The organism is Pseudomonas sp. BF-R-19 (assembly GCF_019956445.1).
Classification (GTDB): Bacteria; Pseudomonadota; Gammaproteobacteria; order Pseudomonadales; family Pseudomonadaceae; genus Aquipseudomonas; species Aquipseudomonas fluorescens_BH.
The window spans coordinates 53,899-67,823 of record NZ_JAHBDN010000051.1 but is presented as its reverse complement, the minus strand read 5'-3'; the positions used below and the strand labels follow the sequence as shown (position 1 = coordinate 67,823).

Sequence of the window (13,925 nt, the reverse complement as noted above, 5' to 3'; positions counted from 1 at the left end):
AACTGGCCCGTCACGTTGGCGCACGGATTGTATTGCAGGAAGCTTTGACGCCGGCGATGCCGAATATCAGCGTCAGCGACGATTGATTTTCGCCAGATAAATGCTGACCCCATGTGGGAGCGGGCTTAGATACGCAACCCGCCATCCATCTCCAGAATCCGACCGGTGTAATAGTCGTTCTCAAAGATGTAAGCCGCCGAATGGGCGATTTCTTCAGGCCTGCCCATGCGCTTGAGCGGGATCCCTGCGGTCATTTTTTCCAGCGCTTCAGGCTTCATGCCCAGGGTCATTTCAGTTTCGATGAAGCCCGGTGCAATGCCGGCCACGCGAATGCCGTAGCGCGCCAGTTCCTTGGCCCAGGTCACGGTCGCCGCAGCAACACCGGCCTTGGCGGCGGAGTAGTTGGTCTGGCCGACGTTGCCGGCGCGGGAAATCGACGAGATATTGATGATTGCGCCGCTGTTGTTCAGCTCGACCATCTTCGCCGCGACTTCACGGGTGCACAGGAACACGCCGGTCAGGTTGACGTCGATGACCGCCTGCCACTGGGCCAGGCTCATCTTGGTCATTTCGCCATCCTTGACCTTGAGCAACAGCCCGTCACGCAGGATCCCGGCGTTGTTGATCAAGCCATGGATTGCGCCGAAGTCTTCAGCAACCTGGGCAACCATGTGGGTCACTTGCTCTTCGTTGGCCACGTTGCACAGGTAGGCGCGGGCCTCGACACCTTGGGCCTTGCAGGCTGCGACTGCATCGTCGAGTTTTTCCTGGTTCAGGTCGACCAGCGCCAGCTTCGCGCCCAGGCCTGCGAAATACTCGGCCATGGAGCGGCCTAAACCCTGGCAACCGCCAGTGATAATGATTACTTTGTCAGTGAGTTGCATTCGCATGCCCCGGTAGCAGGTCTGAGTGGTTTCCTTTAGAGAGCCTCTCGATCTGCGCCTGACCTGGCTGGCTGCACATGAGAACTGCCCCGATGGCGTGCTGGGACTTTCCACCAGCAGCTCGTCCGTTTTTCTGACGGATTCTATTTAAGGAGTCATAAATTGAGCGTTGAAGCGGCTAAGCATGCACGAGAATTGCTCCTCAAGGAATACCGTGGGGTGCTCTCGACGCACTCCAAATCGATGCCCGGTTTTCCGTTCGGCTCCGTGGTTCCGTACTGCCTGGACGAGCTGGGCCGGCCGCTGATCCTGATCAGCCGCATCGCCCAGCACACGCATAATCTGCAAAAAGACCGGAAATGCTCGCTCTTTGTCGGCGAACGTGGCGCCGAAGATGTTCAAGCCGTTGGTCGACTGACTTACCTGGCTGAGGCGCAGCAGCTCGAAGACGAAGCCGCCATCGACGCTGCTTCCGAGCGTTATTACCGCTACTTCCCTGAGTCGCAGGGTTATCACCGGGCCCACGATTTCGATTTCTGGGTGCTCGAGCCTGTACGCCACCGTTACATCGGTGGTTTTGGCGCGATTCATTGGGTCAACGACCTGACCCTGGCCAACCCGTTCGCTGGCAAGGCCGAAGTGAGCATGGTCGAGCACATGAACGCCGATCACGCCAAGGCCATCGCTCATTACGTCGATCTGGCCGGGCTGCCGAAAAACGTGCCGGCGCAAATGGTCGGTATCGATACCGAAGGCATGCACCTGCGTATCGGTCAAAGCCTGTACTGGTTACCGTTTCAAGTGCCTTGTAATACGCCGACACAAGTCCGCGAAGCCTTGGTTTCTCTGGCCCACGCCGAGCATTGGCCGAAAAATGAAGTGGCCGACGCTTGAATTCACGAAACGGCGACGTCATCTAAGGTGAACTGGCAAGGCATTCTTGCGTTGAGGAACCATTTGATGCGCCCTTTTTTGTTGCTCTTTCTGCTGTTCCCGGTGTTGGAGCTGTTCGTATTCGTCAAGGTGGCAGGGTCCATCGGGTTTTTCCCGGCCCTGCTGCTGATCATTCTCGGCTCGATGTTCGGCGTGTTCGTGCTGCGCATCGCCGGCCTGGCCACGGCCCTGCGTGCCCGTGAAAGCCTGAGCCGCGGCGAGCTGCCGGCCCAGACCATGCTCGAAGGCCTGATGTTGGCATTGGCTGGCGGCCTGTTGATTCTTCCGGGTTTCATCAGCGATGTGATCGGCCTGTTCATGCTGCTGCCGTTCAGTCGTCGTCTGCTGGCCAATAAAATGCGCCAGCGCGCCGAAGAGCAGGCGATGCGTCAGCGGGCGTTCGCCGACGACCTCCAGGCCCGTGGCGGCCCAGTGCCTCGCGAGCCGCTGGGCCGCGAGCCCAACGTGATCGAAGGCGAGTTCGAACACCGCGATACCAAGTAATGCGCACATCGACACGGCACCTTCGGGTGCCGTGTTCGTTTGCGGGGCAGCGAACTGAAAATTTTTCGATCCCCGCCCTTGTAATAAGCTTATGTGCCCTTATGTAACGGTCACCGCAAGGTTTCTGGTGAACACGCCAGACAGACTTCCGCGGTTCGCTTGACGAGCCGCAACCGGCACCGCCGGCCTTTGTTAAACCCGCCGGGACTACACCGGCCGATGAAAACCACAATTAGGAGAGATCGACAATGAAGCTTCGTCCTCTGCATGACCGCGTCGTCATCCGTCGCAGCGAAGAAGAAAAGAAAACCGCTGGCGGTATCGTCCTGCCAGGTTCGGCTGCTGAAAAAGCCAACAGCGGCGAAATCCTCGCTGTCGGCACCGGCCGCGTACTGGAAAACGGTGAAGTGCGTGCACTGTCCGTGAAAGTGGGCGACAAGGTTGTGTTCGGTCCTTACTCCGGCAGCAACACTGTGAAAGTCGACGGCGAAGACCTGCTGGTAATGAGCGAGAACGAAATCCTCGCTGTTATCGAAGGCTGATACCCCCGTTCATTTTCCGCTACTACAAAGTATTTAAGGAATATCGATCATGGCTGCTAAAGAAGTTCTGTTTGGCGATTCCGCCCGCAAGAAAATGCTCAAAGGCGTCAACGTCCTGGCTGACGCGGTAAAAGCGACCCTGGGCCCGAAAGGCCGTAACGTGATCATCGAGAAGAGCTTCGGCGCTCCGACCATCACCAAGGACGGCGTTTCCGTCGCCAAAGAAATCGAACTCGAAGACCGTTTCGAAAACATGGGCGCGCAGCTGGTCAAAGACGTTGCCTCCCGTGCCAACGATGACGCTGGTGACGGTACTACCACCGCTACCGTTCTGGCTCAGTCGATCGTCAACGAAGGCCTGAAAGCCGTCGCTGCCGGCATGAACCCGATGGATCTGAAGCGCGGCATCGACAAGGCGACCATCGCCATCGTCAAAGAGCTGAAAAACCTGTCCAAGCCATGCGCTGACACCAAGGCCATCGCTCAGGTAGGTACCATCTCTGCCAACTCCGACAACTCCATCGGCGACATCATTGCCGAAGCCATGGAAAAAGTCGGTAAAGAAGGCGTGATCACCGTTGAAGAAGGCACTGGCCTGGAAAACGAACTGTCGGTTGTTGAAGGCATGCAGTTCGACCGTGGGTACCTGTCCCCGTACTTCGTCAACAAGCCGGAAACCATGGTTGCCGAGCTGGACAACCCGCTGGTTCTGCTGGTCGACAAAAAGATCTCGAACATCCGCGAAATGCTGCCAGTGCTGGAAGCCGTTGCCAAAGCCGGCCGTCCACTGCTGATCGTTTCCGAAGACGTTGAAGGCGAAGCCCTGGCGACTCTGGTCGTGAACAACATGCGTGGCATCGTTAAAGTCGCAGCCGTCAAGGCTCCAGGCTTCGGCGACCGCCGCAAGGCCATGCTGCAGGACATCGCCGTTCTGACCGGCGGTACCGTTATCTCCGAAGAGATCGGCCTGAGCCTGGAAGCAGCCACCCTGGAAAACCTGGGCAGCGCCAAGCGCGTGACCATCTCCAAGGAAAACACCATCATCGTTGACGGTGCTGGCGTAGCAGGCGACATCGAGTCCCGCATTGCTCAGATCCGTGCTCAGGTTGCCGAAACTTCCTCGGACTATGACCGTGAAAAACTGCAAGAGCGTCTGGCCAAGCTGTCCGGCGGCGTTGCAGTGATCAAGGTTGGCGCTGGTTCCGAAGTAGAAATGAAAGAGAAGAAAGCCCGCGTTGAAGACGCCCTGCACGCAACCCGTGCAGCCGTTGAAGAAGGCGTGGTACCTGGCGGTGGCGTTGCGCTGATCCGCGCTCTGGAAGCAATCCTCGACCTGAAAGGCGACAACGCCGACCAGGACGTGGGTATCGCCGTTCTGCGTCGTGCCATCGAAGCACCGCTGCGTCAGATCGCTGCCAACAGCGGTGACGAGCCAAGCGTTGTGGTCAACGAAGTCAAGAACGGCAAAGGTAACTTCGGTTACAACGCTGCGACTGGCGAGTACGGCGACATGATCGAAATGGGTATCCTGGATCCGACCAAGGTCACCCGTTCCGCGCTGCAAGCTGCATCGTCGATCGGCGGTCTGATCCTGACCACCGAAGCCGCTGTTGCTGATGCACCGAAGAAAGACGGCGGTGCTGGCGGCGGTATGCCAGACATGGGCGGTATGGGCGGCATGGGCGGTATGATGTAAGCCAGCCTTACCCTGTACGAAAAAACCCCGCCTGCGAAAGCAGGCGGGGTTTTTTATTGCCCGGATTTCAATGTTCACATCGATCCAATGTGGGAGCGGGCTTGCTCGCGAAGGCAGTGTGTCAGTCGACATAGATGCTGAATGACATTCCGCTTTCGCGAGCAAGCCCGCTCCCACAAGGAACTGCATAAATCCTGTGGGAGCGTGGCTTGCCCGCGATGACGTCAGGTCAGGCGCTGACCGGATCTGCCTTGACCGCTCGCTCAGTCTTCATCATCGGTCGATACAGAACGTAGTAATACGACCCCAAACAAATCAGCCAGCAGAACACCGCCGTCCACAGGTTGTGCGAGAAAAAGTGCGCGCCCTGCATCATCCGCCCGATGGAGAACACCGAGCCGAGGGCAAAGGCGAAGACAAACGCTGCGCGAGCCATGCGCGGGCGACGGTCACGCAGTACGAAAAACAGGGCAAACAGGGTGAAACCGGTGGCCGCATGGCCGCCGGGCCAGCAACGCCCCGGTTTATCGGTGTGCGGGCGAGGGCTCAACAGTTCGCTGTAGGTCTCGTGACCACCGAATTGCTCAAGGCTCCAGGGGCATTGCACCGCGGTCACCGCTTTCATGGGCGTGACAAAGGAAGTCGCCAGGCCCAGGGACAGCACCAGGCAACCCAGTTCGCGCTTGAGCGGTTTGAGCCTGGTCATGAAGAACGAAGCGATGAAGCCGAGGATGGCAAATACCGAGAAGGCGATGACCACTTGCTTGGCGCGGTCGTGCAGGATGTCCTCGAGGAAGTAACTGTGGCGTCCGATGAATTCCCCGGCGACCGGGTCGTAAAACAGCCTGGCCAGGTCCATGTCCAGACTGGTCAATTCGAGCAATACCAGAATGATCGCAGCTACGGCGGGGACTCCAAGGCACACGCGGAAATTGAGCGGACGACGGGCAGGGCGGGCAAGGGTCGAAACCATGCTAGTTCCTTGATCAGTGAAATGTTCTCAAATGCGCAGCCGCGCAGAGTTTGAACCCGATTCTGTCGCCAGCGTGTGAATCGCTGGTGAAAAACTCGTTAAGGCTGTAACCGGTCAATTTCCACGCTTTTGCACTTCACTCAGTCCTAGCCGTGAGCTGAACTTCGCCTTAAGCTGCGCGGGCCACGACGGCCGTTACTGTGGACGGAGAGATACCCATGCGAATTCTATTGGTTGAAGACAACCGCGATATCCTGGCCAATCTGGCCGATTACCTGGGGCTCAAAGGCTATACCGTGGATTGCGCTCAGGATGGTCTGTCTGGCCTGCATCTGGCGGCCACCGAGCATTACGATTTGATCGTGCTCGATATCATGCTGCCCGGCATCGATGGCTACACCCTGTGCAAACGCCTGCGCGAGGATGCCCGTCGCGAAACGCCGGTGATCATGCTCACGGCCCGCGATCAACTGGATGATCGTCTGCAAGGCTTCAAGTCCGGCGCCGATGACTACCTGATCAAACCGTTCGCCCTGTCGGAACTGGCAGCGCGTATCGAAGCGGTCATGCGCCGAACCCAGGGCGGCGGGCGGCGGACCTTGCAGGTCGGCGACCTGAGCTACGACCTCGACACCCTGGAAGTCACTCGCGAAGGCCGGTTGCTGAAACTCAACCCGGTCGGCCTGAAGTTGCTGGCCGTGTTGATGCAGAAAAGCCCTCATGTGTTGCGCCGTGAAATTCTTGAAGAAGCGCTCTGGGGTGATGACTGCCCGGACAGCGACAGCCTGCGCAGCCATGTCCACCAACTGCGCCAGGTGATCGACAAGCCGTTCGCCAAGCCATTGCTGCAAACCGTGCACGGTGTGGGGTATCGCTTGGCCGAGGGCCGTGATGGAGTTTAAGCAGAGCCTTGCTCAACGCATCATCATTGCCTTTGCGCTGATGAGCGCACTGGTGGCGGGTGCCTTTGCCATGGGCATCGTGGCGACCGTGCACCTGGTGGAGGAAAAACTGATTTCGGCCGGTCTGGGCGGCGATTTGCAGCGTCTGTTGCTGATGGACAATGTCACGGACTGGAGCCATCGCCCCGAACCGGACCAATTGTTCTACTTCAGCAACGGGCCTGGCGATTTCAGGTTGCCCAAGGATTTGCGGCACCTGGAGCCGGGTTTCCACGAAGTGTTCCGTGAAAACCTGTCGTACCACGCCATGGTCGAAATCGTCGACGGCCGACGTTATGTGCTGTTGCAGGACCAGAGCGACTTCGAAGAGCGTGAGCGGGTGCTGTTTGCCGTGGTGCTGGTGGGTTTCGTGCTGAGCCTGGCACTGGCGGTGTTTCTCGGCTGGGTGCTGGCACGCAAGGTCATGGCGCCGGTGGTGCGGCTGGCCCGCCAGGTACGCCATCGCGATCAGCTGTTGGGTTTGGCCCCGCCCTTGGCACCGGACTATGCCGCCGACGAAGTGGGCGAATTGGCCGTGGCCTTCGATGCCACTCTCGGGCGCTTGCGTCAGGCCCTGACCCGCGAGCGGTTATTCACCAGCGACGTCAGCCATGAATTACGTACGCCCCTGATGATCCTGGCCAGTTCCTGCGAATTGTTGCTGGAAAACCCAGGTCTCGATCAGCGCGGTCGCGCCCAGGTCGAGCGCATCGCCCGGGCCTGTGAAGAAATGCGTGAGCTGGTGCAAACCTTCCTGATGCTGGCCCGCGCCCAGCGCGAAAACGCCAGCATGTCGCCGCAGCAGTCCCTGGGCCAGGTAGCCGAGGGCCAGGTCTCTCTGTGGCGCGAGCCCATTGAAAGCAAAGGGTTAAAGCTGATTTTCGAGCCGGGCAACCCCGAGGCCAATGGCTACAATGCCACGCTCTTGCACGCAGTGATGGGTAACTTGCTGCGCAACGCCTTGCATTACACCGAACGGGGTTTCATCCGCCTGAGCCTGACGGGCACGGGATTTCTGGTCGAAGACAGCGGTGTGGGCATTCCCGAGGAAAAACGCGAGGCGATGTTCGAACCCTTCGTTCGGGGCACTGAAAAACGCGGGGAAGGCTTGGGCCTGGGGCTTTCACTGGTGCAGCGGATCTGTGAAAACCAGGGCTGGAATGTCAGCCTGACTACGATGGAGCCCAGTGGCTGCCGTTTTCAGGTGGAGCTGTCCCGAGCTTGATCTGTTGAGTCAGGCGTCCGGCAAACCCTGTCAATTTCGTAAAGCCCTGTAATACTTCCGGGTTTCCCATAACGATATTTTCACAAATGGATGACCAGTCGCCGACACTACAAAATATAAGGTAGCTGCTATCAGAAGTTCAGGAGACCTGATGATGGACGGCCCGATCAAGCTCGATTTTTCAGAAAAATATGACGATCAACACGCGCAACGCTATTTGCGCAAACACCAGGAAGGTATCGGCCGTCGATTGTCCCACTGGCGTGACGAACAACTGGCGCGCAAGGCGCTGGCCCTGGTTGGCGAGCCTGGTCTGGTCCTCGATTTGCCTTGTGGTGCAGGGCGTTTCTGGCCCTTGTTGGCGGAAAAATCCAACCGCGTGATCATCGGTGCCGATAACTCGCAGTCGATGCTGAAGATCGCAACCCAGGCGCAACCTGCCGACGTGGTGAAACGGGTACAACCCTTGCACACGTCTGCATTCGACATCGCCCTGCCGGACAACGCCGTCGACAGCATTTTTTGCATGCGCTTGCTCCACCACATCGGTGAAGCCAAGCATCGCATGGCTATCTTGCGTGAATTCGAGCGCGTTTCCCGTGACAGCGTGATCCTTTCGCTGTGGGTCGATGGCAATTTCAAGGCCTGGAAACGCAAGCGTTCGGAGAAAACCCGTGGGCAGGAAGGTTACCAAAACCGGTTTGTGTTACCGGTCGCTACCGTAGAAAAGGAGTTTGAGCAGGCGGGTTTCCGCATCCAGGAACAACTGGACTTTTTACCGCTCTATGCCATGTGGCGAGTTTACGTATTACGCAAGAGGTAACAGGATGGCAGTGCAGTATGCAGCAGAAACGGAAGTCGCTCCCCAGGACCGCTTCGATTACTTTTGGAATCAGCGCGGTGAATGGGTGGAAGAACCCAACGTCCGTCGCGGTGGGGAAAGCGGCGTTCAACGCCTGATGGGCAGTGATGGTCAGCTGCTCTATGTCAAGCGCCAGACCGGGCATATCCATCGTAGCTGGCAGCACCCTTTCGGTCGGCCTACGGTTATGCGCGAGCATGCCGCGTTCATCGGTGTGAACGAGCTTGGCGTACGGGTTCCGCAAATCGTTTTCTGCGGCGCACAGCGCGATCCTGTGCACAAATGGCGTGCCTTGCTGGTCACCAAGTCACTGGACGGCTTCGAGGAAATCGATCGCTGGTACGCCGGTGGCGGTCGCGAGCGTCATGGTGAAGCCATAAACGAACGAGTGCTCAAGGACCTGGCTGAAAACCTGGCTCGCATGCACAAGGGCCGCTGGCAGCACGGTTGCCTTTACGACAAGCACGTATTCGTTCGCGTGACCGGTGAGGGCGAGTCGGCCAAGGTCGAAGTTGCCCTGATCGATCTGGAGAAGTGCCGGAAGCGTTTGACCGCCTATCGCGCAGCTGTCCACGACATGAAGCAATTGCGTCGCCACTCGTCGTTCAGCGAGGCAGACTGGAAAAAGCTCGTCTATTTTTATGAGACGGCGTTTGGCAGCGCTATCAAGGGTTTATAGCGATGAAACTCGAAATTGCACGAGGTTTGTTTCTGGTAGGAGCCTTGGCAGTTGCATCGATCGCGATGGCAACCTGGGAGCAACCGCGCCCCCAGGTTCTCAGCTCGATAAGCGCAGAAGAACATTGTCCATTACCACGGGTTGCAAAGGCATCCGTGGCCACCCGACCCGATCATGACTTATTGTTGTTCATGTTCGGACTTTCTCAGGGATTGAGGCCACAAAGTTGAACCGATTGAAGCCCAAATGAAAGGCCTCGCTGATCGAGGCCTTTTTTATTGCCCGGAGCAAGCCTGCTTCCACAGGTTTTTCTGCATCAGGGTTTATCCGGTTTAGCCAGCAAGGTGTAGACACAAGGCAACACAAACAGGGTGAACAACGTCCCGATCGACATGCCCGTCGCGATGACCGTGCCGATGTCGAACCGGCTGACCGCGCCAGCACCGGTGGCGATGATCAATGGCACCATGCCGAACACCATCGCCGCCGTGGTCATCAAGACCGGACGCAGGCGGATGGCCGCCGCTTCCTCCACCGCCTCTCGTGCGGTCAGGCCCTTGTCCTTGCGTAGCTGGTTGGCAAACTCGACGATCAGAATGCCGTGCTTGCTGATCAGCCCGATCAAGGTCACCAGCCCGACCTGGGTGTAGATGTTCATGCTCGACCAGCCCAGGAACAGCGGAATCAATGCGCCGCAGATAGACAGCGGCACGGTGACCAGGATCACCAGCGGGTCGCGGAAGCTTTCGAACTGGGCCGCCAGCACCAGGAAAATGATCGCCAGTGCCAAGGCAAAAGTGACCCACAGGGCACTGCCTTCCTGAACGTACTGCCTTGATGCGCCGGCGTAGTCGAAGGCAAAGCCGGCGGGCGCCTCTTCCCGGGCGATCTGGCGCACGAGGTCGATGGCTTCCCCCATGCTCACCAGCGGCACGCCGGACAGGATGGCCGAGTTGAGTTGCTGGAACTGATTCAGCTGTCTCGGTCGAGCACGGTCGGTGACGGTGATCAGGGTCGACAACGCCAGCAGTTCGCCCTTGGTGTTTTTCACGTAGTAATTGTTCAGCCAGTCCGGATTGTCGCGGAACGGCCGCTCGACCTGGGCAATGACCTTGTAGCTGCGACCTTCAATGGTGAATCGGTTGATCTCGCCTTCACCCAGCAGGGTCGCCAGGGTTCCCCCCAGATCCTGCATGGAAACCCCCATCTGCGCGGCCTTGGCGCGGTCGATATCCACCACCACTTCCGGCTTGTCGAAGGCCAGGTCAACGTGGACAAACGCAAACTTGCCGGATTCCTTCGCACGTTTTTTTACCCGGTCGACCACCTGCAGCAGCAATTCGTAATCGTTGGCGGAGTTGATGACGAACTGGAACGGCACGCCTTCGCCGGTGCCCGGCAGTGACGGCAGGTTGAAGCCGAAAATCTGCAGCCCCGGGATCTTTTCCAGTTTGGCCTGCACCTCGGGCAGGATCGCCATTTGCGTGCGACTGCGATCGTCCCATGGCTTGAGCAGGAAACCGCCGATGCCCGATTGCACGCCGTTGAAGCCGTTGATCTGGAATGACGAGTAGTACTCGGGAAACGCCTTGAAGATCGAGACGAACTCGTCGGTGTAGGTGTTCAGGTAGTCGAGGTTGGTCGGTTGCGGGGCGTTGGCGATCATGAAAATGATGCCCTGGTCCTCATCCGGCGCCAGTTCCGACTTGGTGAATTTGAGAAGGACCGGAATCAGGCACAACACGATCACGGCGAACACCAGCACCACCGGGCGGGTATTGAGGGTGCCGTGAAGCAAGCTCTGGTAGCGGCGCTTGAGGCTTTCGAAAATCATGTCCAGGCGATGGGCCAGGCCGCTGGGATTCTCGTCGTGACGCAGCAGAAACGCGCACATCATCGGCGACAGGGTCAGGGCAACGATGCCGGAAATCACCACCGCGCCAGCCAGGGTCAGGGCGAACTCCTTGAACAGCGCCCCGGTCAGGCCGGTCAGGAAACCTATCGGTGCGTACACCGCCGCCAGGGTGATGGTCATCGAAACCACCGGCATGGCGATTTCCCGGGCGCCTTCAATGGCGGCCTCAAGCGGTGTCTTGCCTTCCTCGATGTGACGGTGAATGTTTTCCACCACCACGATGGCGTCATCCACCACCAGGCCGATGGCCAATACCATCGCCAGCAGGGTGAGCAGGTTGATCGAGTACCCCATCATCTGCATGAAGAACATCACGCCGATCATCGACAGGGGGATGGTCACCACCGGGATCACCACCGAGCGCAGGGCACCAAGGAACAGGAACACCACCACGATCACGATCAGCACCGCTTCGAACAGGGTTTTCACCACTTCGTCGATCGAGGCCTGGATGAACAGGGTGGCGTCGTAGGCGATTTCACCTTTCAGGTTCGGCGGTAGCTGGGCCTCCAGGTCCGGCATGATCTTGCGCACTTCCTTGATCACTTCCAGCGGGTTGGCGCCGGGAGTCCCCTTGATGCCGATGTACACCGAAGGGGTGCCACCGAACGAGCTGATGGTGTCGTAGTTTTCCGCACCCATTTCCACGCGCGCCACATCCCGCAGCAGCACCCGGCTGTCGCCATCGACCTTGAGCGGAATCGCCCCGAAGGCTTCGGCGGACTTGAGTTCGGTATTGGCGTTGATGCTGGTGACCACGTATTCGCCCTTCACCTCGCCGGCGGCAGAGAGGAAGTTGTACTGGCGCACCGCGTTGGTCACATCGCTGGCACTGAGGCCGAAACCCGCCAGCTTCATCGGGTCCAGCCACAAGCGCATGGCAAAGACCTGGTTACCGAGGATCTCGGCTTCGGCCATGCCGGGCAAGGTCGCCAGTTTCGGCTGGATCACCCGCGACAGGTAATCGGTAATCTGCGGGTTGCTCAATTCCTTGCTGAAGAAGCTCATGTACATCAGCACTGACGCATCGGCAGATTCTTTGCTCAGCACCGGGTCTTCAGCGTCCTGGGGCAGCTGGCTCTTGACCTCGTTGGCCTTGGCCAGCAGTTCGGTAAATAGACGGTCGCTGTTGGAGCCGACGCGCGCGTAGATCGAGATCACCGAGAAGTTCTGGCGACTGACCGAGGTCATGTAGTCGATGCCCTCGGCGCTGGCCAGGCTTTGCTGCATCGGTTGGGTGATATAGCCCTGGATGGTCTCGGCGTTGGCCCCCGGGTAGGCGGTGGTCACCGTGATCAGGGCGTTTTCCATTTGCGGGTACTGGCGCAGCGGCAGCTTGCTCCAGGCCTGGAAGCCCAGCAGGACTATCAACAGGCTGACTACCGTAGCGAGAACCGGACGACGGATGAACGGGTCGGTAAAAGCCATGGGGATTCCTTGATCAGTCCGCGCGTGGCGGGCTGTTCTGCCCGGCCAGGGTCTTGTCGTCGCTGATGGCAACGCGTGAGCCGTTATCCAGTTTGAGCTGGCCGGCGGTCACCACTTTCTCGCCGCTCTGCACGCCTTTGGTGATCATCACTTGCCCGTCGCGGCGTTCGCCGGTCTCGACAAAACGCCGCTCGGCGATCAGCACCGGTTGGCCCTTGTCGTCCTTTACCAGGCTGCCATCCTCGGCCTTCTTTGGTACGGCCACATACACCGAGTTGCCGTAGAGCGTGTAGGTAATCGCGCTTTCCGGCACCACGATGCGTGGCTGCGGGTCGGGCAGGAGCACCTGGAGGCTGGCGAACATGCCTGGAATCAACTTGCCATCGGGATTGGCGAGGGTGGCGCGGACCTGCACGTTACGGGTGCTGTTCTCGACCTTGGGGTTGATTGCACTGATGGTGCCGGGGTACTCCCGGGTCGGATACGCCGCGACAATGACCCGCACTGGCTGGCCGAGCGCAATCTTCGGCACCGACTGCTCGGGCACGAAAAAGTCGACATACAGGCTACTGAGGTCTTGCAGGGTGGCGATCATGGTGCCACTGGCCACATAGTCGCCGACGTCCACCTGACGAATGCCGATGGTGCCGCTGAAGGGCGCGACGATGCTTTTTTTGCCGAGCGCAGCCTTGAGTTGATTGACCGTGGCCTTGCTCTTTTTCAGCACCGCCGAAAGTCGGTCGAACTCGCCTTTGGAAATGGCCTGGCTGCCGACCAGTTGGCTGCCGCGACCGTAATCGAGCTGTGCCAGCCCGAGGTCGGCCTGAGCAGTTTCCAGCAGGGCACTTTCCACGGCGCTGTCGAGGCGCAGGAGTGGTTGACCGGCCTTGACCTTTTGCCCTGACTCGAACTGCAAATCGATGACGGTGCCATCGGTCTCCAGGCTCAGGTCCACGCCCTGCAATGCCTTGAGCGTGCCAACGGTAGGCAGGCGGGCTTGCCATGGGCGCTCGGTGGCGGTGGCCACGGCAACGCTGACGGCCGGTCTGGGCACAGAGAAGCCTTGAACCATCGTATAGATCGAGAAGGCTTTGTACGCGGCCAGGACCAGCACAATCAGTAGAACAACACCCAACATGATCAGCATGCGGCGACGCAGCATATCCAGTTCCTTGGAGAAAATCAGGTGAGACAGTGGGGGCACATTACCGGGAGTGTAGAGGGTAATCCAACTGCCGTTTTTACAGGTTGTGAGGTATTAGAGGGGTGAATGCCTGAAAAGATTCGCCGCCTCGGGTCGCGCCTGTGGGGTGTACGTCATCCCGATGCAGGCGCGGCCCAAG

General features: G+C 58.9%; 13 protein-coding genes. 9 read left to right on the top strand and 4 right to left on the bottom strand.

What is annotated here, in order from left to right:
- Positions 1 to 125: 125 nt before the first annotated feature.
- Entirely contained in the window at positions 126 to 884 is a 759-nt protein-coding gene (locus tag KGB28_RS14260) for an SDR family oxidoreductase (RefSeq protein ID WP_150728303.1), read from the bottom strand.
- A 162-nt stretch (positions 885 to 1,046) separates the two neighbouring features.
- Here KGB28_RS14260 and KGB28_RS14255 point away from each other — a divergent pair, with 162 nt between their 5' ends.
- From KGB28_RS14255 to groL, 4 genes are all read left to right on the top strand, one after another.
- Complete coding sequence (locus tag KGB28_RS14255; RefSeq protein ID WP_223445990.1) at positions 1,047 to 1,778, top strand: HugZ family protein; 732 nt, start codon at positions 1,047 to 1,049, stop codon at positions 1,776 to 1,778.
- A gap of 66 nt (positions 1,779 to 1,844) precedes the next feature.
- Entirely contained in the window at positions 1,845 to 2,321 is a 477-nt protein-coding gene (locus KGB28_RS14250; RefSeq protein ID WP_218494259.1) for an FxsA family protein, read from the top strand.
- Between the two features lie 248 nt (positions 2,322 to 2,569).
- Positions 2,570 to 2,863 carry a co-chaperone GroES gene (locus KGB28_RS14245; protein ID WP_007985847.1) on the top strand — a complete coding sequence of 98 codons (294 nt, stop codon included), beginning with the start codon at positions 2,570 to 2,572 and terminating at the stop codon, positions 2,861 to 2,863.
- A gap of 49 nt (positions 2,864 to 2,912) precedes the next feature.
- On the top strand, positions 2,913 to 4,559 hold the full coding sequence (gene groL / locus KGB28_RS14240) for a chaperonin GroEL (RefSeq protein ID WP_150728305.1): 1,647 nt from the start codon (positions 2,913 to 2,915) through the stop codon (positions 4,557 to 4,559).
- 229 nt (positions 4,560 to 4,788) lie between these two features.
- On the opposite strand, the gene KGB28_RS14235 is transcribed toward groL, so the two are convergent.
- Positions 4,789 to 5,532: a phosphatase PAP2 family protein gene (locus KGB28_RS14235; RefSeq protein WP_223445988.1), complete on the bottom strand. Its 744-nt coding sequence runs from the start codon at positions 5,530 to 5,532 to the stop codon at positions 4,789 to 4,791.
- Between the two features lie 218 nt (positions 5,533 to 5,750).
- Here KGB28_RS14235 and colR point away from each other — a divergent pair, with 218 nt between their 5' ends.
- The 5 genes from colR (at position 5,751) to KGB28_RS14210 (ending at position 9,469) form a co-directional block, all read left to right on the top strand.
- Entirely contained in the window at positions 5,751 to 6,434 is a 684-nt protein-coding gene (gene colR, locus KGB28_RS14230; RefSeq protein WP_007985839.1) for a two-component system response regulator ColR, read from the top strand.
- Positions 6,424 to 7,698, top strand: a complete 1,275-nt coding sequence (locus KGB28_RS14225) for a sensor histidine kinase (RefSeq protein WP_223445986.1) — start codon at positions 6,424 to 6,426, stop codon at positions 7,696 to 7,698. The genes colR and KGB28_RS14225 overlap by 11 nt, the downstream gene beginning before the upstream one ends.
- A 154-nt stretch (positions 7,699 to 7,852) precedes the next feature.
- Entirely contained in the window at positions 7,853 to 8,521 is a 669-nt protein-coding gene (locus KGB28_RS14220) for a class I SAM-dependent methyltransferase (RefSeq protein WP_223445994.1), read from the top strand.
- A 4-nt stretch (positions 8,522 to 8,525) separates the two neighbouring features.
- Positions 8,526 to 9,239 (top strand): lipopolysaccharide kinase InaA family protein, encoded by a 714-nt coding sequence (locus tag KGB28_RS14215; RefSeq protein WP_223445984.1) that lies wholly within the window; start codon positions 8,526 to 8,528, stop codon positions 9,237 to 9,239.
- A 2-nt stretch (positions 9,240 to 9,241) separates the two neighbouring features.
- On the top strand, positions 9,242 to 9,469 hold the full coding sequence (locus KGB28_RS14210) for a hypothetical protein (protein WP_015096670.1): 228 nt from the start codon (positions 9,242 to 9,244) through the stop codon (positions 9,467 to 9,469).
- Positions 9,470 to 9,555: 86 nt separating this feature from the next.
- Here the strand turns inward: KGB28_RS14210 and KGB28_RS14205 are convergent, their stop codons facing one another.
- Positions 9,556 to 12,582, bottom strand: a complete 3,027-nt coding sequence (locus KGB28_RS14205) for a multidrug efflux RND transporter permease subunit (RefSeq protein WP_223445983.1) — start codon at positions 12,580 to 12,582, stop codon at positions 9,556 to 9,558.
- Positions 12,583 to 12,595: 13 nt separating this feature from the next.
- Positions 12,596 to 13,744 (bottom strand): efflux RND transporter periplasmic adaptor subunit, encoded by a 1,149-nt coding sequence (locus KGB28_RS14200; protein ID WP_150728311.1) that lies wholly within the window; start codon positions 13,742 to 13,744, stop codon positions 12,596 to 12,598.
- Positions 13,745 to 13,925: the final 181 nt, after the last annotated feature.

Bases quoted from the DNA above. Each gene is read 5' to 3' on its own strand.
- KGB28_RS14260 (WP_150728303.1), bottom strand. From the start codon at position 884: ATGCAACTCACTGACAAAGTAATCATTATCACTGGCGGTTGCCAGGGT.
- KGB28_RS14250 (WP_218494259.1), top strand. From the start codon at position 1,845: ATGCGCCCTTTTTTGTTGCTCTTTCTGCTGTTCCCGGTGTTGGAGCTG.
- KGB28_RS14245 (WP_007985847.1), top strand. From the start codon at position 2,570: ATGAAGCTTCGTCCTCTGCATGACCGCGTCGTCATCCGTCGCAGCGAA.
- groL (WP_150728305.1), top strand. From the start codon at position 2,913: ATGGCTGCTAAAGAAGTTCTGTTTGGCGATTCCGCCCGCAAGAAAATG.
- KGB28_RS14235 (WP_223445988.1), bottom strand. From the start codon at position 5,532: ATGGTTTCGACCCTTGCCCGCCCTGCCCGTCGTCCGCTCAATTTCCGC.
- colR (WP_007985839.1), top strand. From the start codon at position 5,751: ATGCGAATTCTATTGGTTGAAGACAACCGCGATATCCTGGCCAATCTG.
- KGB28_RS14225 (WP_223445986.1), top strand. From the start codon at position 6,424: ATGGAGTTTAAGCAGAGCCTTGCTCAACGCATCATCATTGCCTTTGCG.
- KGB28_RS14220 (WP_223445994.1), top strand. From the start codon at position 7,853: ATGGACGGCCCGATCAAGCTCGATTTTTCAGAAAAATATGACGATCAA.
- KGB28_RS14215 (WP_223445984.1), top strand. From the start codon at position 8,526: ATGGCAGTGCAGTATGCAGCAGAAACGGAAGTCGCTCCCCAGGACCGC.
- KGB28_RS14210 (WP_015096670.1), top strand. From the start codon at position 9,242: ATGAAACTCGAAATTGCACGAGGTTTGTTTCTGGTAGGAGCCTTGGCA.
- KGB28_RS14205 (WP_223445983.1), bottom strand. From the start codon at position 12,582: ATGGCTTTTACCGACCCGTTCATCCGTCGTCCGGTTCTCGCTACGGTA.
- KGB28_RS14200 (WP_150728311.1), bottom strand. From the start codon at position 13,744: ATGCTGCGTCGCCGCATGCTGATCATGTTGGGTGTTGTTCTACTGATT.